The 19082-nt window shown below is 74.5% G+C and carries 19 protein-coding genes and 1 pseudogene; 14 read left to right on the forward strand and 6 right to left on the reverse strand.

The window, feature by feature from the left end; all coding sequences use genetic code 11:
* Nucleotides 1–23: 23 nt before the first annotated feature.
* Complete coding sequence (locus ACIPSC_RS25365; protein WP_400828353.1) at nt 24–569, reverse strand: Lrp/AsnC family transcriptional regulator; 546 nt, start codon at nt 567–569, stop codon at nt 24–26.
* A 200-nt stretch (nt 570–769) separates the two neighbouring features.
* On the opposite strand from ACIPSC_RS25365, the gene ACIPSC_RS25370 reads away from it, so the two are divergent.
* The gene (locus ACIPSC_RS25370) at nt 770–1297 is read left to right on the forward strand and encodes a VOC family protein (protein WP_400828354.1); all 528 of its coding nucleotides are present in this window, start codon (nt 770–772) and stop codon (nt 1295–1297) included.
* A gap of 99 nt (nt 1298–1396) precedes the next feature.
* Here ACIPSC_RS25370 and ACIPSC_RS25375 read toward each other — a convergent pair whose 3' ends face one another.
* Complete coding sequence (locus tag ACIPSC_RS25375; protein ID WP_400828355.1) at nt 1397–1966, reverse strand: hypothetical protein; 570 nt, start codon at nt 1964–1966, stop codon at nt 1397–1399.
* Between the two features lie 178 nt (nt 1967–2144).
* Here ACIPSC_RS25375 and ACIPSC_RS25380 point away from each other — a divergent pair, with 178 nt between their 5' ends.
* From ACIPSC_RS25380 to ACIPSC_RS25395, 4 genes are all read left to right on the forward strand, one after another.
* Nucleotides 2145–2915 carry a response regulator transcription factor gene (locus ACIPSC_RS25380; protein ID WP_400828356.1) on the forward strand — a complete coding sequence of 257 codons (771 nt, stop codon included), beginning with the start codon at nt 2145–2147 and terminating at the stop codon, nt 2913–2915.
* A 17-nt stretch (nt 2916–2932) separates the two neighbouring features.
* The gene (locus tag ACIPSC_RS25385; RefSeq protein WP_400828483.1) at nt 2933–4357 is read left to right on the forward strand and encodes a sensor histidine kinase; all 1425 of its coding nucleotides are present in this window, start codon (nt 2933–2935) and stop codon (nt 4355–4357) included.
* 373 nt (nt 4358–4730) lie between these two features.
* Nucleotides 4731–6341 (forward strand): cellulose binding domain-containing protein, encoded by a 1611-nt coding sequence (locus ACIPSC_RS25390; protein ID WP_400828357.1) that lies wholly within the window; start codon nt 4731–4733, stop codon nt 6339–6341.
* Nucleotides 6342–6542: 201 nt separating this feature from the next.
* A complete protein-coding gene (locus tag ACIPSC_RS25395) occupies nt 6543–7943 on the forward strand; it encodes a glycosyltransferase 87 family protein (RefSeq protein WP_400828358.1) in 1401 nt (466 codons plus the stop codon).
* 129 nt (nt 7944–8072) lie between these two features.
* On the opposite strand, the gene ACIPSC_RS25400 is transcribed toward ACIPSC_RS25395, so the two are convergent.
* A complete protein-coding gene (locus tag ACIPSC_RS25400) occupies nt 8073–8489 on the reverse strand; it encodes an SsgA family sporulation/cell division regulator (protein WP_400828359.1) in 417 nt (138 codons plus the stop codon).
* A gap of 473 nt (nt 8490–8962) precedes the next feature.
* On the opposite strand from ACIPSC_RS25400, the pseudogene ACIPSC_RS25405 reads away from it, so the two are divergent.
* The 3 genes and pseudogenes from ACIPSC_RS25405 to ACIPSC_RS25415 form a co-directional block, all read left to right on the forward strand.
* Nucleotides 8963–9097, forward strand: a pseudogene (locus ACIPSC_RS25405) (DUF2510 domain-containing protein); the annotation flags it as partial.
* A gap of 894 nt (nt 9098–9991) precedes the next feature.
* Complete coding sequence (locus ACIPSC_RS25410) at nt 9992–10726, forward strand: RDD family protein (RefSeq protein ID WP_400828484.1); 735 nt, start codon at nt 9992–9994, stop codon at nt 10724–10726.
* Nucleotides 10727–10824: 98 nt separating this feature from the next.
* On the forward strand, nt 10825–11583 hold the full coding sequence (locus tag ACIPSC_RS25415; protein WP_400828360.1) for an RDD family protein: 759 nt from the start codon (nt 10825–10827) through the stop codon (nt 11581–11583).
* A gap of 38 nt (nt 11584–11621) precedes the next feature.
* Here ACIPSC_RS25415 and ACIPSC_RS25420 read toward each other — a convergent pair whose 3' ends face one another.
* Nucleotides 11622–11876: a hypothetical protein gene (locus ACIPSC_RS25420; RefSeq protein ID WP_400828361.1), complete on the reverse strand. Its 255-nt coding sequence runs from the start codon at nt 11874–11876 to the stop codon at nt 11622–11624.
* A gap of 251 nt (nt 11877–12127) precedes the next feature.
* Between ACIPSC_RS25420 and ACIPSC_RS25425 the strand changes: the two genes are divergently transcribed.
* The 4 genes from ACIPSC_RS25425 to ACIPSC_RS25440 all read left to right on the forward strand — a co-directional run bounded on the left by ACIPSC_RS25425 (nt 12128) and on the right by ACIPSC_RS25440 (nt 16306).
* The gene (locus tag ACIPSC_RS25425) at nt 12128–12871 is read left to right on the forward strand and encodes an endonuclease V (RefSeq protein WP_400828362.1); all 744 of its coding nucleotides are present in this window, start codon (nt 12128–12130) and stop codon (nt 12869–12871) included.
* 132 nt (nt 12872–13003) lie between these two features.
* Nucleotides 13004–13450, forward strand: a complete 447-nt coding sequence (locus ACIPSC_RS25430) for a hypothetical protein (protein WP_400828363.1) — start codon at nt 13004–13006, stop codon at nt 13448–13450.
* Between the two features lie 43 nt (nt 13451–13493).
* Nucleotides 13494–14936: a hypothetical protein gene (locus tag ACIPSC_RS25435; RefSeq protein WP_400828364.1), complete on the forward strand. Its 1443-nt coding sequence runs from the start codon at nt 13494–13496 to the stop codon at nt 14934–14936.
* A gap of 116 nt (nt 14937–15052) precedes the next feature.
* Entirely contained in the window at nt 15053–16306 is a 1254-nt protein-coding gene (locus ACIPSC_RS25440; protein ID WP_400828365.1) for a S8 family serine peptidase, read from the forward strand.
* On the opposite strand, the gene ACIPSC_RS25445 is transcribed toward ACIPSC_RS25440, so the two are convergent.
* Nucleotides 16300–16947, reverse strand: a complete 648-nt coding sequence (locus ACIPSC_RS25445) for a GNAT family N-acetyltransferase (RefSeq protein WP_400828366.1) — start codon at nt 16945–16947, stop codon at nt 16300–16302. The two genes, ACIPSC_RS25440 and ACIPSC_RS25445, sit on opposite strands and share 7 nt — an antisense overlap.
* Nucleotides 16948–17052: 105 nt before the next feature.
* Nucleotides 17053–17712 (reverse strand): NAD(P)-dependent oxidoreductase, encoded by a 660-nt coding sequence (locus tag ACIPSC_RS25450; RefSeq protein ID WP_400828367.1) that lies wholly within the window; start codon nt 17710–17712, stop codon nt 17053–17055.
* Nucleotides 17713–17842: 130 nt separating this feature from the next.
* On the opposite strand from ACIPSC_RS25450, the gene ACIPSC_RS25455 reads away from it, so the two are divergent.
* Entirely contained in the window at nt 17843–18433 is a 591-nt protein-coding gene (locus ACIPSC_RS25455) for a winged helix-turn-helix transcriptional regulator (protein WP_400828368.1), read from the forward strand.
* Entirely contained in the window at nt 18430–19056 is a 627-nt protein-coding gene (locus ACIPSC_RS25460) for a DinB family protein (RefSeq protein WP_400828369.1), read from the forward strand. Before ACIPSC_RS25455 ends, ACIPSC_RS25460 begins: the two co-directional genes overlap by 4 nt.
* The last annotated feature ends 26 nt before the right edge of the window (nt 19057–19082 follow it).

Raw genomic sequence — 19082 nt, forward strand, 5'->3', positions numbered from 1 at the left:
GCGGGCCCGTACAGCCGGTGCGGCTACTCCGCGGCGGCCTGGTCCACCAGCGGCAGGATCCGGTAGGGCACCGGGTTCTCCAGTGCGATCGCGGTCGAGGACCGGACGATCCCGTCGAAGCCCACCACCCGGTCGATCACCCGCTGCAGATCGGCGTTGGACCGGGCCACGATCCGCACCATCATGTCCCCGCGCCCGGTGATCGTGTGCAGCTCCAGCACCTCCGGTACCGCCGCCAGGTGCGCTCGCACGTCCGCCCCCTGGCCCTGGGAGATCTCCAGGGTGGCGAAGGCCGTCACCGGGTAGCCCAGCGCGGCCGGGTCCACCTCCGGCCCGAAGCCGCCGATCACGCCCTTGGCCTGGAGCCGGTCCAGCCGCGCCTGCACCGTGCCCCGGGCCACCTGGAGCCGGCGCGAGCACTCCAGCACCCCGATCCGCGGCTCCTCGGCGAGCAGCCGGATCAGCCGGCCGTCCAGTGCGTCGATCGCGTCGTTGGTGCCGCCCGCGGGTGCGGAAGACCCTTGCCCCTCAAGGGAGTCGGGGCTGCTCGGGGAGTGGGCGGGGGGCATCGCGGACTCCGTCCTCCGGTGGGCATTCTGTACAGCGGTGGGTCCGATTCTCCCGCCCCGGCGCACACCTTGACCAGGAGGAAACGGAACAGTTGCGCGGCGGTCGGCTCGGCGCCACCCTCCAGCCACACCCCTGTGCGCCGGGCCCCGCGCCGGCTCCCGGGGCACACGTGGTCCCGTACGCCTACCGGGAGGCCGTCATGACCGACACCGCCGCCGAACCCGTGCTGAGCACCGCGGGCCGGGAGCCCGACCTCCTCCCGATGGGGCGCGCCGACGCGGTGGTCTTCGCGGTCGGCGACGCCGAGCGGGCGGCGCGCCGCTACGCCGGGGCGCTCGGCCTGCGCTGCACCGCCTACGCCGGGCCCGAGACCGGCGAGCCGGAGACCGTCTCGTACGTGCTGAACGCGCCGGGCACCCGGTTCGTCATCACCTCGCTGGTCCAGGTGATCGGGCCGCGCGGCCGGGAGCTCGCCCGGCACCTCGCCCGGCACGGCGACGGCGTGCTGGACCTCGCGGTCACGGTGCCGGACGTCTACTACGCCTTCGACTACGCCGTGGACCGGGGCGTCCGCGCGCTCGCCGAGCCGTACGAGATCGAGGACCGGTACGGGACGGTCGTGCTCGCCGCGATCGGGGTGCCCGGAGGCACCCGGCACACCCTGGTCGACCGGTCCCGCTACCGCGGGCCCTACCTCCCCGGGTTCGTGCCCTTCGAGCGGTGGTGACAACGGGCCGGGAGCGGCGGTGAGTGCGGGTCGCGAGCGGCGGTGAGTGCGGGTCGCGAGCGGTGCCGGCGGCCGGCACCGCGGAACGCCGGCGGCGGGTCAGCGGACCACCGTCTCCACCGTGGGCGGGTGGCCGTTCCAGGCGGCGAACACCGAGTTGGCCTGGCCGTCCTTGGTGAAGTCCACCCGGAGCCATTGCGGCTGGGTCCAGATCTGCATCTGCCAGCCCGGATCCGGCACCGCGGAGACCAACGAGGCACCGTCCGGCCGGAGGTCCAGCGCGACCCGGCCGCCCGGCACGGGGTAGCTGTGGACCGAGGAGGTCGTGGTGGCGGCCGGGGCCGGACGGTGCGAGGACGGCTGCGCGCTCGACGGCGCCGCGGCGCGCGGGGACGTGGCCGAGGCGGTGGCGGACGGCGGGGCGGGCGACTCCGACGGCGGCCCGGCCTGGGTCTGCGTCCGGGGCTGGGACGGCGTCGGGGCCGGCGCGGTGGCGCCGTCCTGGTCCGGCGCGGTCCGCGCGCCGCCGGACGCGGAGGGCAGCGGCAGCGCGCTCGGCCGCTCGAAGGCCGCGCCGGTCAGCACCGTGTGCACGCCGAACCAGGACAGCGCCACCGCCGCCCCGGTGGCCGCCGCCCAGGCGCCGAGCTGTACCAGTCCGTTCCGCATCGTGCGCACATCCTGCCGTACTCCGGGCCGTCGCAGGTGGGTACCCCTGCTGTTCTGCAGGGAACTTGCACAAACCGGCCGCGGCCGGAGCGAACCGGACGGGGCCGGCCGGGCCGCCGTCCCGGACCGACCCCCGAGGTACAGACCACCGCGCGCCGATGGCGTACCGTGCAGGGCCATGGCAACAGTGCTCGTGGTCGAGGACGACCCCTTCGTACGATCCGCCCTCATCCGGCACCTGGCCGACACCGGTCACGCGGTCCGCAGTGTGGGCACGGCACTTGAGGCGCTGCGCGAGGTCGCCCAGGTCGGCTGCGACCTGGTGATCCTCGACCTCGGGCTGCCCGACCTGGACGGCAGCGAGGCGCTGAAGATGATCCGCGGCCTCACCAACGTGCCGGTGATCATCTCCACCGCCCGCGACGACGAGGCCGAGATCGTCCGGCTGCTCAACGACGGCGCCGACGACTACCTGGTGAAACCTTTCTCCGGGGAGCACCTCAGTGCCCGGATGGCCGCCGTGCTGCGCCGACTCGGCGGCGGCGCCGCCCCGGTGGCCCAGGTGCTCCGGGTCGGCGGGCTCGCCATCGACCTCCAGCGCCGCGAGGCCGTCCTGGATGGCCGGCTGCTCGACCTGACCCGGCGTGAGTTCGACCTGCTGGCCTTCCTCGCCGCCCGGCCGGGCGTGGTGGTGCCGCGCAAGGAGATCCTGGCCGAGGTGTGGCGCCAGACCTACGGCGGCGACCAGACCATCGACGTCCACCTCTCCTGGCTGCGCCGCAAGCTCGGCGAGACCGCCTCCAACCCCCGCTACCTGCACACCGTGCGCGGCGTCGGGGTCCGGCTGGAGGCGGCCGGCCACCCGGCCGGGCCCGGGGCGGGCGGGCCCGGGCCCGGGGGGTCGGGGCCGGGCGGACCGGGGCCGGACCCCGTGGGGCGCCGGACATGAGGCGGTTCGGGCACTCGCTGCGCTGGGCCCTGATCAAGGCGGCCGTGGCCGGGACCACCATGGTCGCGCTGGCCTTCCTGATCCCGCTCGGGCTGATGGTCCAGCAGACCGCCCGGGACCGGTCCTTCACGGCGGCCGAACGGCAGGCGGCGGCGCTCGGCCCGGCCCTCGCCATCACCACCGACCAGGACGCCATCGCCCGCGCGGTGGCCAGCACCGACGCCGGTGCGCAGCGGCGGATGGCCGTCCACCTGCCCGGACCGGCCCCCGCGGTGGCCGTCCCGGGGGCGACCATGGTCGGGCCGGACGGCGGCGCGACCATCGGCGAGGCCCGCGCGGCGTCCGCCGACGTCTCCACCGCCGGCGGTCAGGGCCGCTCGTTCACCGTCGAGGTCCCCGGCGGCTTCGCGCTGCTCCAGCCGGTCGCCGTCGACACCGGCCGGACCGCCGTGGTCGAGGTGTACGTGGCCGACGACGACCTCACCCGGGGGGTCGCCACCGCCTGGCTGGTGCTCTCGGCCGTCGCGCTCGCCCTGGTCGCCATCTCGGTGCTGGTCGCCGACCGGATGGGCACCCGGATCGTCGCCTCCGCCCGTCGACTGGCCGCCGCCGCCCGCTCGCTGGGCGCCGGCAACCTCGCCGTCCGGGTGCCGGTGGACGGCCGGGCGGGTGCGGGCAGCCCCGAGGAACTGCGCGAGGCCGGCCACGCGTTCAACACCATGGCCGACCGCGTCGTCCAACTACTGGCCGCGGAGCGGGAGTTGGCCGCCGACCTGTCGCACCGGCTGCGCACCCCGCTCACCGTGCTGAGGCTCAACGCGGCCTCGCTCGGCGAGGGCGACGCCGCCGACGCCACCCGGCACGCCGTCTCCCAACTGGAGCGCGAGGTCGACCAGATCATCCGCTCGGCCCGCCGGGCACCCGAGGACGCGCCCGCGGTCACCGTCGGCTGCGACGCCGCCGAGGTGATCCGGGAGCGGGCCGGCTTCTGGTCCGCGCTCGCCGAGGACGAGGGCCGCCGCTGGCAGCTGGCCGGCGCCGACCGGCCCGCCCAGGTGCCGGTACAGCGCGGCGACCTGGCCGCCGCCGTCGACGCCGTGCTCGGCAACGTCTTCCGGCACACCGCCATCGGCACCGCCTTCTCGGTGGACGTGCTGGCCACCGAGAGCTCGGTCATCGTCCTGGTCGGCGACGCCGGCCCCGGCTTCACCGATCCCGAGTCCGCCCTGCAGCGCGGCCAGGGTCACGGCGGCGACGGCTCGACCGGGCTCGGCCTGGACATCGTCCGCAAGCTCGCCGAGTCCACCGGGGGCGACCTCGCGCTCGGCCGCTCGGCGGTGCTCGGCGGCGCCGAGCTGCGGCTGCGGTTGCAGACCCGGCCCGACGGCGCACCCGCCCGGGGCAGCCGGCGGCGTACCCGCAACGCGCTGTTCCAGCGCTGAGGCGCGGGGCGGCCGGGCCCGAGGCAGGGTCGGCGCTGCGGGCGGGACGATCACGGCGGTGCGGTGCGGTGCGGTGCGGTGCGGTGCGTTGCGGGGCTGGCGGTGTGGTGCGCGGCGCCGCGGTGCGGCGGTTCCTCGCGGGCCGGCGTCCCCTTCTTCCTTAAGCGGGCCCTAAGAGACCTTCACCCCTCGCTCAGCAGCCCCGTTCGGGCTGTTCGGCGGCGCTAGCGTCGTCCGCGCCGGTCACCCGACCGAGCCGGGTCACGCCGCCCGCGACGGGTCCACGGACCCGAGCCCGGCGGCCGCGACCCCGTCCGGCCAGCCGCCTCCCGCCACCCGTCGGGCGGGGGAGCCCCCAACGGAGGTACGTCCCATGACGACTCAGCCCCACCGCCGTTCCCGTCGCCGGCGCAGCCGCAAGGGCGTCGTCCTCGGCGCCTCTGCCGTCGCCGCCGCGCTGGTCGCCGGCGGTGTCGTCGTCCTCGCCTCCTCGGCCAGCGCCGCCTCGCTCGGCGCCGTCTACAGCCGCACCAGCTCCTGGGACGCCGGCTACACCGGCCAGTACCTGGTCACCAACCCGGACAGCCGGGCGATCGAGGACTGGACGCTCTCCTTCGACCTGCCGGCCGGGGCGAAGATCGACTCGCTCTGGAACGCCACCTTCACGGCCGAGGGCCGGCACATCACCGTCAAGCCGGAGTCCTGGAGCAAGCGCCTGGAGCCCGGCAAGAGCGTCGTGGTCGGCTTCGTCGCCCAGGGCTCCGGCGGCGCCCAGGCCGAGCCGGGCAACTGCCTGATCAACAACGTCTCCTGCAAGGCCGGCGACGGCACCCCGCCCACCCCCTCCGGGCGGCCGACCGGCACCCCCACCGCCTCACCGACCGCGACCGGCACCGCCACCCCCACCACCAAGCCGACCGCGACGCCCACGGCCACCGCCACGGCGAAGCCCACCACCGCGTTGCCGAGCCCCACCGCGACCGTCCGGCCCACCACCCCGGCGCCGACGCCCACCGCCACCCCGACGCCCACCGCCACCGCGACCGGCACCCCCGCCCCGGTGGCCGGCGCCGGCTTCGCCCCCTACGTGGACACCTCGCTCTACCCGCCGTTCGACCTGGTCGCCACCGCCAAGGCCACCGGCGTGAAGCAGTTCAACCTCGCCTTCGTGGTCTCCGGCGGCGGCTGCACCCCCAAGTGGGGCGGGGTCAGCGACCTCTCGGCCGACGCGGTGGCCGCGCAGATCGGCGCCCTGCGGGCGATCGGCGGCGACGTCCGGGTCTCCTTCGGCGGCGCCAACGGCAGCGAGCTGGCCCTCGCCTGCTCCTCGGCGGCCGAGCTCACCGCCGTCTACCAGAAGACCGTCGACACCTTCGGCCTCACCAAGGTCGACTTCGACGTCGAGGGCGGTGCGATCGCCAACACCGCGGCCAACACCCGCCGCGCCCAGGCCGTCGCCAACCTGCAGAAGAACGCGGCCGCCAAGGGCAAGGCCCTGGACGTCTCCTTCACCCTGCCCGCGCTGCCCTCCGGCCTGACCCAGGAGGGCGTGAACCTGGTCGCCGACGCCAAGCAGAACGGTGTCGCGATCGGTGCGGTCAACATCATGGCGATGGACTTCGGCGACGGCGTCGCCCCGAACCCGCAGGGCCAGATGGGCAAGTACGCCATCGCCGCGGCCACCGCCACCCAGGCCCAGGTGAAGAGCGTGCTCGGGGTCGACGACGCCGCCGCCTGGCGCAAGGTCGCGGTCACCCCGATGATCGGCGTCAACGACGTGGCCAGCGAGATCTTCACGGTCGCCGACGCCAAGCAACTCGCCGAGTTCGCCAAGACCAAGCACCTGGCCTGGCTGGCGATGTGGTCCGGCACCCGGGACAAGGCCTGCGAGGGCGGCGCCAAGGCCTACGCCGACGCCACCTGCAGCAGCATCGTCCAGCAGCCGCTGGACTTCACCCGGGCGCTCGGCGCCTACACCGGCTGAGGCCGCATCGGCGGCCTGCCACCGAGCCCTCCCCGCGGCCCCGGCCGTCCGTGCTCCGCCCGCAACGGAGCACGGCCGGCCGGGGCGCTTCCCGTCGAGCCTGACGCCCACTCGGTCGCTCTCCGTCACCTTCTCGGCCGGGTCGGGCCGCCGGGCATCCGGTATCGTCGCTGGTTGGCCGAACGGTGGACGGAGCGAACAGTGACAGCGGTGCAAGACGAGCGCAGCCCGGTGCGGACCGCACCAGATCCGGTGCCCGCCCCTCTGCCGGACCGCGTCAAGGACGCCCTCGGCGCACCCGTCCGGGCCCTGCGGGAGGCCCCGCGCCGACCGCTGCTGGCCGTCTCGGCCGTGGCGCTGCTGTCCCTCGTGGTCTATGCGGTGGTCCGGCACTTCGTCCACACCTCGATGGTGGACATGGTCGTCTACCGGGCCGAGGGCGCCGCGGTCGCCGACGGCGGCGACCTCTACGGGCTCCGGGTCACCGAGTGGAACCTGCCCGCCACCTACCCCCCGTTCGCCGCGATGCTGTTCGTGCCGACGACCTGGTTCCCGATCCCGTTCCTCCGGGTCGCGATCACGCTCGGCAACCTCGGACTGCTCGCGCTGCTGACCCACCTGTCGTTCAAGCTGGTCGGCTGGCCGCGCCGCGAGCTGCGCCCGCTGGGCGTGATCCTGGTGACCGGCGGCGGCGTCTGGCTCGAACCCGTCTTCACCACGCTGCGCTACGGCCAGATCAACCTCGCCCTCGCCTGCCTGATCCTCTGGGACCTCACCCGCCCGGACTCCCGCCGCAGCAAGGGCGTCGCGATCGGCATCGCCGCCGGGATCAAGCTGACCCCCGGGCTCTTCGCCGTCTACCTGCTGCTCACCGGCCGGATCCGGGCCGCCTTCGTCGCCGGCTTCACCTTCCTCGGCACCTTCCTGCTCGGCGCGCTCGTCCTGCCCGACGCCACCTGGGGCTTCTGGACCAAGTACCTCTACGACTCGTCCCGGGTCGGCAAGACCGAGATCGTCGACAACCAGTCGGTGCGCGGCGCCTTCGCCCGCCTGCTGCACACCGCCGACCCCGGCACCCTGGCCACCGTGGGCTCGGGCCTGGTCGCGCTGGCCGGCCTCGCCGTCGCCGCCTGGGTGTCCGCCAGCTCGCGCTGGCTGCCGCGCGCGGAGGCGTGGGGTGTCTGCTGCGCAGCGGTCACCGCGGTGCTGATCTCGCCGATCAGCTGGACCCACCACTGGGTCTGGTGCGTGCCGGTGCTCGCCCTGCTCGCCTGCGAGGCCGCGATCGAGCAGGCCCGCCCGGCCGCCGTGCGCAAGGTGCGCTGGCGGGCCGCCTTCGGGGCCACGCTGGTCGCCTTCTTCTCGTTCGCGATGTGGGTCGTGCCCCACCACGGCGACCTCGACCTTCACCTGCCGCCGGTCAGCCAGGCCCCTGCCGCGGTCTACCCCCTGGTCGGGATCTGCTTCCTGCTGGCGGCCGCGCTGCGGACGAGGGCGCGCCGCCGGGCGGCCGGCGCTCCGCTGGTCCCCGTGCCGGGGCAGCGGGACGGCGGACGTCCGGGCACCGCACACGACCGTCAGCAGGCCCCCGCGGCCCGCTGAGTCGTGGCGGGCCGGCGACGGCCGGGGGCGTGCGCGCGGGCCTGCGAGTCCTGACGGGCCTGCCGGTGCGGGCGGGCCTGCCCGTACGGACGGGCGGGTCGGCGCCGGGCCGCCGGTCGGCACTCACGCTCACGCGAGCAGTTCGGCGAGCGAGCCGTCCATGTCCAGGGCGCCCATCTCGCTGCCCGGCGGCACCAGCCGGTGCGCCCGCTCCAGCCAGGCGGCCACCGCCGGCAGCGGCGCCTCCAGCAGCGCGTCCCCGGCGGGCGAGCTCAGCGCCAGGCAGAGCACGCTGCGCCGACCCGATCGCGTCGGCCAGATCCGCACGTCCCCCTGCCCACAGGGCCGGAACGTGCCCTCCACCAGCAGCTCGCGGGCGAACACCCAGGTCACCGGCGAGCCGCTGTCGAGGTGGAAGGTGATGTGCACCGCGTACGGGTCGTGGCTGCCGTAGGACAACCGCGCAGGGACGGGGACGCTGTGCTCGGGGGAGAGCACCAGGTTGAGCTCCAGCTCCTGCTCGACCACGCTCGTCGCGCGCTCCATGATCGGGTTCCTCTCTGCCTGCGGTTCGTGCCCGGTTGCGGGCTCTGTGACCTTGAAGAGGCCGGTCGGCGAGCGCTCTTACACACGTTTCCGAGATTTCTTCGGGAATTTCCGCGGAAGCCGGGTGGGGAGACGCACGGCCCGGGGTGGGGAGACGCACGGCCCGGGGTGGGGAGACGCACGGCCCGGGGTGGGGGAGGGGTGCAGCCCGGGGTGGGGGCGCAGGGCGGCCGTCCGCGCGCCCCCTCCTTTACCCCGGGAAGGCCCGGACTGTCCGGTGAATGGCCAACTTCGAATCTCCGGGCTTCCGAGGTACTACCCTTTGTGACTGCCCGGCGACTGTCCGCCCGTTCGGCGGCGCCTTCGCGCGCACCGAAGGCGAATCCACCGCTACCCGTGTCGCCCGAGGCACTGCCGCGCGTACCGCCTGCCGGGCGTGCCGTCTCGGCCCCCTGCCAGGAAAGAAGGCCCGCATGACGGACCGGCCCCTCACCGGCGGCGCCGACACGGCCGTCGGCCCTGCGCCGGGTTACTACCCGGACCCCTCGATCCCCGGCTTCGTCCGCTACTGGGGCGGTTCGGCGTGGGTGCCCGGCACCAGCCGCCCCGCCCCGGCGGAGGGGGAGGTGCTGGAGCCGCCCCGGTTCGTGGCCCGCCGCGGCGGAGCGGCCGGAGGCGGCGGAGGGGCGGGAGGGGCCGGACGCGCGGGCGCCGGGGCGGGCTCCGGCGCAGGGGCCGGTCCGGGCGTGGGCGTCGGCGCGAGGTTCGTGCCGCCGCCGGTGGCGCCGGAGGCGGCGGCGATGCCGGCCGCGGAGGCCTTGGCGGACTCCGGGCCGGAGCGGGTTCCGGAACGTGCGCCCGGGGCGCCCACCGGCGACACCGGGCCGGTCTACCTGGACCAGACGGCGGGCGGAGCCTCGTTCGCCGTCGGGTCGCAGCTGGCCGCCGGACCGGTCTTCCGGGGGGCTGCGGCGGAGGGGGCGGGCGCGGCCGGGAGCGGATCGTCGGACCCGGCATCGGCATCGGCATCCGCGGCTTCGGCTTCGGACTCGGCGTCGGGCGGGGCCGGTTCTGTGGCCGGGGCCGGGGCCGGGCTCGCGGCGGAACCGTCCGGTTGGCAGGCGGACCCGCGGGAGCAGCGGGGGTTGGTGGAGACGGGCGGATCGCAGCGCTGGGTCTCCTGGGGCGTACTGCCGACTGCGCAGCCGTCGCCGGATGCGGTTGGGGGTGCGGGCGTGGGCGCGCCGGCCGAGGCGGCTCGCGGGGCGGCGGGCCCGGCGGAGGCCGCCGGAGGCGAGCCGCCCGTCGTGGCACTGAGGGCCGCCGGAGCGGTGCCGGCGCAGTCGCCGGCTCCGGCACGCGAGCCGGAGCCGGCTGCGGCGGCCGCCCCCGTTCCCACTCCCGCCCCCGTGGCCGCCGCCGTTCCCACCCCAGCACCTGTTGCCCGGACGCTCGCCGCCGGTGCCGGGCCCGTCCGGAGCGCTGCGCCCGAATCCGCGCCTGTGCCCGCGGCCGCGACCGTACCGGCGTCGTCCCGGGAGGCCTCCGTTCCGACCGCCGCCGCGTCCGCGCCGGTGGCCCCCGCTCCCACCGCCCTCACCGCCACGCTCGCCGACCGCTCCGGGGTCGTCCCCCGCCCCGGGTCCGTCGACCGCTCCGGGGCCGCCGGCCGCCCGGCCGCCGGGTCCGTCGACCGCTCCGGGGCCGCGCCCCGGGCCGCTGCGCGCCGTCGGGCCGCCGCGCCCGTTCCGGCGGGGCTGGGGCGCCGACTGGCCGCCCGGCTGGTGGACACCGTCGTGCTCGTCGTCGTCGCCACCGCCGCCGCCGTCCCGCTCGGCAACTCCGCGCTGACCCACGTCCGGCAGAAGCTCGACCAGGCGCGGATGGCCAGCTCGCTCACCCGCCGCCAGGTCGACGTCTGGCTGGTGGACGGCGTGGTGGTGGGCAAGGTCGCCGTCCTGCTCGGCATCCTCGCCTTCGTCGGCCTGCTCTACGAGGTCCTGCCGACCGCCCGCACCGGCCAGACCTTCGGCAAGCGGCTGGCCCGGATCAAGGTGGTCGCCGCGGGCCCCGCCGCGACCAGGGGCCGGCTGCCGTTCGGCCGCTCGCTCGTCCGATGGCTGGTCAGGAACGTCTCGGCGGTGCTGCTGCTCGGCCTGGTCTGGCCGGTGTTCGACCGCCCCGCCCGCCGCGGCTGGCACGACCGGGCGGCCGGCACCCGCGTCGTCCGCGGCTGACCCGGGGCCCGGTGACGGCTGCCGCCCCTCGGGCACGTTGGCGGCAAAACGGACAGAATGTCCGAAGTTCGGTGAATGTGTGATGTTCTACTCGGGGCATGAGCACCTACAATCCCTCAGGCCCCGAGCCGGAGGGGGGCGGCCAGCCCTCCTTCGACAAGCAGCCCCCGCAGCCGAGTGGCGGCACGCCGGAAGGTGCGCCGTCCGAGCCGAACGGAACTCCGCCGCCCGGCCCCACCCCGCCACCCGGCCCGACCCCGCCGCCGTCCGGAAGCCCGTACGACCGACCCGGCGCGTACGGCGGCAACTACGGCGGTGCGCCCGGGGGTTCGCCGTACGGCCAGAGCCCCTACGGGCAGTCGCCGTACGACCAGCCGCCACCCGGACAGGGCCCCACCGGCTACGGCACGCCCGGCGCCGGCCCGGTTCCCGGGATGCCGCCGCTCGGCACCTGGCCGAACCGGATCCTCGCCGTGGTGATCGACTACCTGCTGGTGCAGATCGTGGGCCTGATCGTGGTGCTGCCCTTCGCCAGTCTCAGCGACCGCTCCGGCTCGGCCGGCGCCTTCTGGGTCGCCTGCGGCCTGTATCTGGTCTACCAGGGCGTGATGTTCAGCCGGGACGGCCAGACCTTCGGCATGAAGGCGATGAAGATCCGGGTCGCCATGCTGATCGACGGCAACGTGCCGACGCCGGCCGCCGCCTGGACCCGCGCGGCCGTCTTCATCCTGCCGGCGGTCCTCTGCTGCGCCGCCCTCTGGTGGGTGATCGACGGCCTGTTCGGCGTCTTCGACAAGCCGTACCGCCAGTGCGTCCACGACAAGGCCGCCAAGACCGTGGTGGTCTCGACGGCCTGAGTGGGCCTCATCGCCCCGAGCGAGCGCCCGGTGGCGCCTCAGCGCTGCCGGGCGTACCCGCGCCCGGCGGGCGCGGAGTCGGGCGTGGGCACGGGCGCCGGCCCGGAGGCGCCCCGCCGGGTGGCGGTGGACAGCGGCAGCAGCGCCACCAGCGTCCCGAGCGCGAGCGCGAAGCCCACCAGTACGGCCACCTCCCGGACGCCCGTGGCGCCCGAGACGGCCAGCAGCGCCACGGTGGAGGCGACGACGGTGAAGGTGCCGAGGCAGATCTGGGCGGTGGTCGGGCGCGGCATGGCATCGGTCCTTCGCGCGTCGGGGGAACGGGCGGGTGGTGCCGTGGGCAGCTGGTGCCGTACTGGATGTCCTACCCGGTGGGGAAGCCCGGTAAGTGCAGCCTAACCCGCCGAACCCGGGGCACGGGGGGCGCACGGGCTCACCGCGGGGTCGTCCGCCCCGGTCGGTACGGTGAAGCGGGACCGGGCCGTTCCGCGTCCCGCGCCGTCCGTACCGTCCAACACCGTCCAGGCACCCAGGGGGAGACACCGTGCCCGCTTTCGCATGGTCCACCGCAGATTGGCCCACCACCGAGGCCGAGGCGATCGCCGAGCAGGAGCGGCTGCGCCCGCTCGTCCGGCCCCACGGCCCGGCCCCTGCCGCCCAGGGGACGACCGGTGCCGGGGCGGGGCCGGACGACCGCCTGATCGCCGGTGTCGACGTCGCCTACGACGAGGAGCGGGACCTCGTGGTCGCCGCGGCGGTGGTGCTCGACCTCGACACCCTGGCCGTCGTAGAGCAGACCACCGCCGTCGACCGGGTCTCCTTCCCCTACGTCCCCGGCCTGCTCGCCTTCCGCGAACTCCCCGCCGTGCTCGGCGCCCTCGGCCGGCTCGCCCGCACCCCCGGCACGGTCGTCTGCGACGGCTACGGCCTCGCCCACCCGCGCCGCCTCGGCCTGGCCAGCCACCTCGGCGTACTCACCGGCCTGCGGACCATCGGCGTCGCCAAGACCCCGTTCACCTTCGACCACCACGAGCCGGACGCGCCCCGCGGCTCCTGGAGCCCGCTCACCGACCCGGTCACCGGCGAGGAGGTCGGGCGCGCCGTCCGCACCCGGGCCGGCGTCAAGCCGGTGTTCGTCTCGGTCGGCCACCGCATCGGTCTGACCGAGGCCGTCGACACCACCCTGGCCCTCGCGCGCCGGTACCGGCTGCCCGAAACCACCCGCCACGCCGACTCGCTCTGCCGCCGGACCCTCGCCGAACTGCAGCAGGGGACGCCCGCGAACTGACGGTGCGCCAGGCGGTTCGCGGAACGCCCGCAGCCCGTTCTGCCGCGGCGGGCCATGTGTTAGACATGTCTCTCCGGCACCAGTACGGGACAGTGGGCTACGGACGGACGCACGCACGGGGGAGGCGCCGACATGGCGACGGGGACCGGATCGACCGGCGGGGGCGGCAACGGCTACCGCGTCGAGGTCGAACAGCTGAGGGCCTTCGCGGCCCAGGTGCGGCTGCTGCTGGCCGAGTTCCAGCACCATGCCGACGGCACCACGACCCACGGCCAGAGCGCCGTCGGCAAGAGCGCCTTCGGCACCTTCGCCGAGGCCACCGAGCTGCACAGCCGCTACCAGGCCATGCGGGACGGCCTGCGCGACGTGCTCAACCAGCTCCAGGAAGCCGTCGACGACGCCCAGAAGAGGGCCGAACTCACCGCCACCAACTACGAGGAGCAGGAGCTCCACACCTCGGGCAAGCTCAAGCTCGGCGACGACGGCTGGTCGGTCGCGACCCCGTCGGCGACCAGCACCGCCGCCTACGCCCAGACCGTGGCCCCGGCCAGGCACGACGGAGGGAAGTCCGAGTGGTGAGCACCGAACGCCCGAACCCCGGAGAGAGCGGAGGCGGTCGCCGATGAACGCGATGGGCTACACCAAATTCAACAACTACAGCCACGCCGAACTCCGGAAGATGGCCCAGGCCCTCAACCCCGGCGAGGTGATGGCCGCCAGCGACCCCTGGCGCCGCGCCTCCGACACCCTCAAGGCGATCCGGGCCACCCTCACCCGCACCAGCACCGAGACGGCCCTCACCTGGGAGGGCGCCACCAGCGACGCCTTCCACAGCCGCATGCTCCACCTCGCCAACACCATCAACAACGCGGCCTCCTACGCCAACGACGCCGCCAACACCCTCAAGTCCCTCTCCGAGGCCATCGACAAGGCCAAGCGCGACATGCCCGAAGAGCCCAGCGGCTGGGACCAGTTCACCGACGGCGTCGGCGACACCGTCTCCTCCCTCTTCGGTGGCGACGACGAGGACACCAAGACGGCGATCGCGCAGCAGAAGAAGGTCGAGGCCGCAGCCGTCATGCAGACCCTCGCCATGCACTACCGCGTAGCCGCCCCCATCCTCAAGCCCCCACCACCCCCACCGCCACCGCCGAAGTACCGCGACGACGTCCGTGATGTTCCGTCGACCGATTCGTCTGATGGTGCGCCCGCACTGGGCGCCGTGATGACTGGAATCGGCTATGCCGGTACGGGATCAGCGCCGTCCCCGTCCAACAGCCCTGCGCCCCGGCTGCAGAAGGCTGGCGGGACGGAGCCGAAGGCGCCGACTGCGAAGGCAACGCTGCCAGTACCGACGGACTCCGGCATCAAGGGAGGCACGGCGCAGTCCGCTCCCAAGCCGCTGTCCGTCGCCCACCACGGACCGGGCGCGGGAGCCGACGGGCCGAGGGTCGCGGCTCCCCTGACGTCGGGGACCAACGTCCTCTCCACCACGCCCGGGAACCCTGTTGCCACCCCTGGAATTCCCGCGGGTCCCGGCGGGAGTGGTCCGGGTGTCCCCGGACCCACCGGAGGTGGTGGGCCGGTTGTGGGCTCGCCGGGTGGAGTGCCCGGAATCCAGGGCAAAGCCGGAGCACCGGGCGACGGGGCCGGGCGAAGCAATGCTCCCGGTCGGGCTGCTGCTCAAGGCGGCAAGGCGTTCGGCGCAGGGGAGGTGTATGAGGGCGGATATCGCGCGGGCGGTCGAGCCGCCGCCGGGGAACGCTCTGCTGTACCTCTGCCGGGGAGGTCCGGAGCTGCTTTCGGTGATGCCGGCCGTTCTGGCGGCGGCTCCGGTGCGAAGCAGGCCTTCACCGAAGGAGGATCCGGCCTCGGGGCTCGAAACCGGGTGAGGACGGAGTCGAGTGCGAATGCCGCGAGCGGTATGGGAATGGGGGTACCGCTCACCGATCGCCAGCGGCGTAAGAAGGACGAGGAGAGGGGCGGTAAGCGCCCGGACTATCTCATCGAGGATGAGGAGACCTGGGCGTCGGACAAGCCCGTGAACCCGAACGTGGTGGAATGACCCTGTCCGGAACAGGACAGACCGATGAACGGCCGTCCCGCAGGTCATACATGGGGACGCTTCGCTGAGTGGGGTGAGCGGGCTTGACGAGCAGTCGAGTAGGGCGCGGGGCAGCCGTGCTTGCTGCTGGAGCCCTGTTGTGGGGAACGGCCACGTGTCCGGCGGATGCCGACCAGATTCGAGATTCGCAGTGGCCCCTGAAGAAGTACCAGGCCGAGGCGAGGATATGGCCGGTCAGTCAGGGTGATGGCGTCGTTGTCGCAGTTGTGGACGGCGGCGTCATGGGAGACCACCAGGACCTCGTCGGGCAGGTGCTGCCCGGTGGCGATTTTTCGGGAGGTCGAACGGACGGTCGGGTCGACAGGGATGGTCACGGCACTGGGATGGCGAGCCTGATCGCCGGCACTGGACATGGTTCCAGGGCCGGGATCATGGGCCTCGCACCAAAGGCGAAGATCCTTCCCGTCAAGATCAGGGCCAACGGTGAATCTCCCGAGCTGCAGCAGTCCGACGTTTCGCTGGCCGTGAGATTTGCCGTGGATCACGGGGCCAGGGTCATCAATATGTCGATCGGGGGCTATGGGCGACTCGATTCCGAGGCGCGGGCTGCGATCGCCTATGCGGTGGCCAAGGACGTTGTTCTTGTCGCCTCCACCGGGAACAGCGGAGACAAGGGCGCGGGGGTCGAGTACCCGGCCGCCTACCCCGGAGTGGTCGCGGTGGCGGCAGTGAATGAACAGGGAACGGTGTGGGAGAAGTCCACACCCGGAGCTGAAACCACATTGGCAGCCCCAGGTGTTGGGGTCTATCGCGCGACGGCCAAGTCGGCCAGCAGTTATGGGATCGGTGATGGCACCTCCGATGCCACCGCCCACGTTTCTGCCACGGCCGCACTCATTCGCTCGAAGTATCCCGACCTGTCCGCCGGGCAGGTCATCAATCGGATGATCAAGAGTGCTTCTCCGCCGGCGGATGGCTCGGCGGTGCCCAATGCGCACTACGGCTATGGAATTGTCGATCCCGCCAAGGCGCTGGAGCCCAATCCTGCCGTGGATGGTGGGTCCAAGGAGAATCCGCTGCTCGGGCGGGGGGAGTCGCAGGGGGCGCCGCCGGTCGGGGATCCCACCGATGACGCGTCTGCGTTGCCGCCGGTCGATGTGCCGGTGGCCGGGGCCGAGGGGAATCCGGGGATCACGTACACGCTGCTCGGAGCCGGGGGGCTCGGGGTGCTGGTGGTCGCCGGGGTGGTCGTGGGGCTGGTGGTGCGGTCGCGGCGGCGGGCTGCTGCCGCCGCCGCGTACCCGCCGCCGCCCGCGTATCCGTACCCGGGGGCGCAGCCCCCGCCGCAGCAGGCGCCGCCGTATCAGTGAGGCGTGTCGTGCGCGGCGAGCCATTCGTCGCGCAGGGCGGCCATGTGGAGGACGTCGTGGAAGCGGCCGTCCCAGTGGTGGGCCTGACGGGCGCGGCCTTCGAGGGTGAAGCCGGCCTTCTCGTAGACGCGGGCAGCGCGCGGGTTGTAGTCGTAGACCTCCAGCGAGACGCGGTGGAGGCGGACCGCCTCGAAGGCGTGGCGGAGGAGGAGGCGGGTCGCGGCGGTGCCGATGCCGCGGCCGGTGCTGTCGGGGGTCAGGGCGATCCGGAAGCTCGCGGAGGCGTTGTCGCGGTCGAGGCAGTTCAGGGCGAGTTCGCCGAGGAAGCGGCCGGTGGCCGGGTCCTCGATGGCGAGGTCGAGGCGGTCCGGCTGATCGGGCCGGGTGGTGCACCAGTCCTGGATCTCCTCGCGGGTGAAGGCCCGGCGGGTGCCCGTGAGCCGGTTGGTCTCCTCGTCGAGGCCCGCCTGCCACATGGGCTCGCCGTGGCGGGCGCTCAGCGGGACGAGCGTGACCAACGGGCTGTGCAGGGTGGGCTTCTCGACGAGTGCGGCGTCGTTGATCACGGTGGTGTGCCTCGGGCTTTCCGGTCGTGGCGGGCGGCGGGCGGCCCCGCCGCGGATGATCGTCGGGGTCAGCATGGCCCGCCCCTCCGGCCCCCGACCACGGATTTTCGGCGTCCGCGCGCCCACCACCCGTCCGCGCGCCCGCCATCCGCGCGCCCGCCCGTCACCCCATCCGCCCCGCTACTCGGCGACGGCGATCTGCTCCCGGTGGTGGGACGGCGCAGTGAGCTGGTCGACCACGGCTACGGCGAGGTCGGCCTGGGCGATGCGGTCGCCGAGCACCTGGGGGCCGCCGGTCCGGTAGCGGCCGGTGCCGGGGGCGGTGCGGTCGAGGTCGAGGGGCGGGGTGACCACCACCCAGTCGAGGGCGGCGTCGGACTCGCGGAGCAGGTCGAGGGCGTGGGCGTGGCCGAGGGAGAAGGCGCGGTACGCCTCGGGGAACGCGGGGTCGTCGTGGACGGCGACACCGGGCGCGGTCTCCAGCGTGGTGGCGATGCCCACGTGGACCAGTCGGCGGACCCCGGCCGCGCCGAGGCCGGCCACCAGGGCGCCGGTGGCGGCCGCATAGAACTGCGTGGACGGGACGTCGGGCGTGTAGACGGTGCTGACGGCGGCCGCGTGGTTGCGGGAGGCGGCGGCGACGGCGGCTTCGTCGGTGACGTCGCAGGGGACGACGGTGACGCCCTCGCCGCCGAGGTCCCGGTGGCGCTCGGGGTCGCGGACCGCGGCGGTGACCGCCAGCCCGCGCCGCCGCGCCTCGGCGACCACGGCGCGGCCGACCTGGCCGCCCGCGCCGAAGACGACCACGTCCCGCTCAACCTGGCTGCCGGTGCTGCTCATTGGGGTCTCCGTTCGTTCGTCGGGGGCGCTTTCGCCCGCCGTCGCCGTGACGGTAGACCGGGGGGTGCCGGTTACTTCAACGGTACCGGCGGGGGCCTGGGCGGACGGTGTGTCGGCTAGCGTCGGGGTCATGACGCAGACCGCGCTCACCTCCCCGCATCCCACCTCCCTGCTGCCCGCAGCCACGACGACCGGGCCGGAAACGGCCGGGCCGGAAACGAGCCGGCACGCAACGACCCGGCCCGCAACGGCGGCCGCACCGCTGTCCGCGGACTTCTTCGACCCGGCCTGTCCGGTCGGGACGCTCCCGGTGCTGGGCGGCAAGAAGTGGACCTGGAAGCTGATGCGCTGCCTGGAGGGCGGCCCGCGCCGGTTCTCCGAGCTCAGGGTGCCGCTGGTCGGCATCACGGCGAAGGTGCTCGCCGAGTCGCTGCGGGCGATGGAGCAGGACGGCGTGGTGAGCCGGACCGAGTACGACGAGAACCCGCCGCGGGTTGAGTACGCGCTGACGCCGCTCGGCCGGTCGCTGCTCGGGCCGATGGACGCGGTGTGCGAGTGGAGCCGGGCCAACCTGGCCACGCTGTTGGAGGCCCGCGAGGCGTACGAGCGGGAGGAGCGGGGCGGCGCCCGGGCGGAGTGGCCGGCTGGCAGTATTTCGGCGACCGCTGGCGCTGTCGCCGCTGGTGGCAGGGGGACCGGCCCGGACATCCTGGACGCATGACCACGCCCGAGCAGCAACCCACCGTCGCGTCCGCCGCCATCGCCTCGCCCTCCGCCGTCGACGCCCCCGCTCCCGCCCCCGCCCCCGCCGAGGGCGTCGTCCCCGACACCAAGGACTGGACCTGGGTCCTGGAGCGCCCCTGCCCGGACTGCGGCCTGGACTCCGGCGCCGTGGCGCGCACGGCCGTCCCCGGGCTGATCCGGGCCAACGCCGAGGCCTGGATGGCCGTCCTGGCCGGGGACGAGGCGGAGCTGCGCCGCCGGCCCGCCCCGGACACCTGGTCGGACCTGGAGTACGCCTGCCACGTGCGGGACGTCTTCCGCCTGTTCCACTTCCGGCTGAACCTCATGCTCGACCAGGACGGCCCGGACTTCCCGAACTGGGACCAGGACGCGACGGCCGTCGCCGAGCGGTACGGGGAGCAGGAGCCGAAGACGGTCGCGGCCGATCTGGCCGAGGCCGCGCGGGTCCTCGCGGACGCGTTCGAGCGGGTCGGGGGCGGGCAGTGGCTGCGCACCGGCAACCGCAGCGACGGCGCGCGGTTCACGGTCGAGTCGTTCGCCCGCTACCTGGTCCACGACCCGATCCACCACCTCTACGACGTGACGGGCGAGCGCGCCTGAACCACGGCGCCCGCCCGCCAGGCGCC

Origin of the sequence: Kitasatospora sp. NPDC090091 (assembly GCF_044747365.1) — a bacterium.
Taxonomy (GTDB): Bacteria; Actinomycetota; Actinomycetes; order Streptomycetales; family Streptomycetaceae; genus Kitasatospora.

Bases quoted from the DNA above. Each gene is read 5' to 3' on its own strand.
- ACIPSC_RS25430 (WP_400828363.1), top strand. From the start codon at position 13,004: ATGGCGACGGGGACCGGATCGACCGGCGGGGGCGGCAACGGCTACCGC.
- ACIPSC_RS25455 (WP_400828368.1), top strand. From the start codon at position 17,843: ATGACGCAGACCGCGCTCACCTCCCCGCATCCCACCTCCCTGCTGCCC.
- ACIPSC_RS25460 (WP_400828369.1), top strand. From the start codon at position 18,430: ATGACCACGCCCGAGCAGCAACCCACCGTCGCGTCCGCCGCCATCGCC.
- ACIPSC_RS25390 (WP_400828357.1), top strand. From the start codon at position 4,731: ATGACGACTCAGCCCCACCGCCGTTCCCGTCGCCGGCGCAGCCGCAAG.
- ACIPSC_RS25445 (WP_400828366.1), bottom strand. From the start codon at position 16,947: ATGCTGACCCCGACGATCATCCGCGGCGGGGCCGCCCGCCGCCCGCCA.
- ACIPSC_RS25375 (WP_400828355.1), bottom strand. From the start codon at position 1,966: ATGCGGAACGGACTGGTACAGCTCGGCGCCTGGGCGGCGGCCACCGGG.
- ACIPSC_RS25370 (WP_400828354.1), top strand. From the start codon at position 770: ATGACCGACACCGCCGCCGAACCCGTGCTGAGCACCGCGGGCCGGGAG.
- ACIPSC_RS25450 (WP_400828367.1), bottom strand. From the start codon at position 17,712: ATGAGCAGCACCGGCAGCCAGGTTGAGCGGGACGTGGTCGTCTTCGGC.
- ACIPSC_RS25400 (WP_400828359.1), bottom strand. From the start codon at position 8,489: ATGGAGCGCGCGACGAGCGTGGTCGAGCAGGAGCTGGAGCTCAACCTG.
- ACIPSC_RS25415 (WP_400828360.1), top strand. From the start codon at position 10,825: ATGAGCACCTACAATCCCTCAGGCCCCGAGCCGGAGGGGGGCGGCCAG.
- ACIPSC_RS25435 (WP_400828364.1), top strand. From the start codon at position 13,494: ATGAACGCGATGGGCTACACCAAATTCAACAACTACAGCCACGCCGAA.
- ACIPSC_RS25420 (WP_400828361.1), bottom strand. From the start codon at position 11,876: ATGCCGCGCCCGACCACCGCCCAGATCTGCCTCGGCACCTTCACCGTC.
- ACIPSC_RS25365 (WP_400828353.1), bottom strand. From the start codon at position 569: ATGCCCCCCGCCCACTCCCCGAGCAGCCCCGACTCCCTTGAGGGGCAA.
- ACIPSC_RS25380 (WP_400828356.1), top strand. From the start codon at position 2,145: ATGGCAACAGTGCTCGTGGTCGAGGACGACCCCTTCGTACGATCCGCC.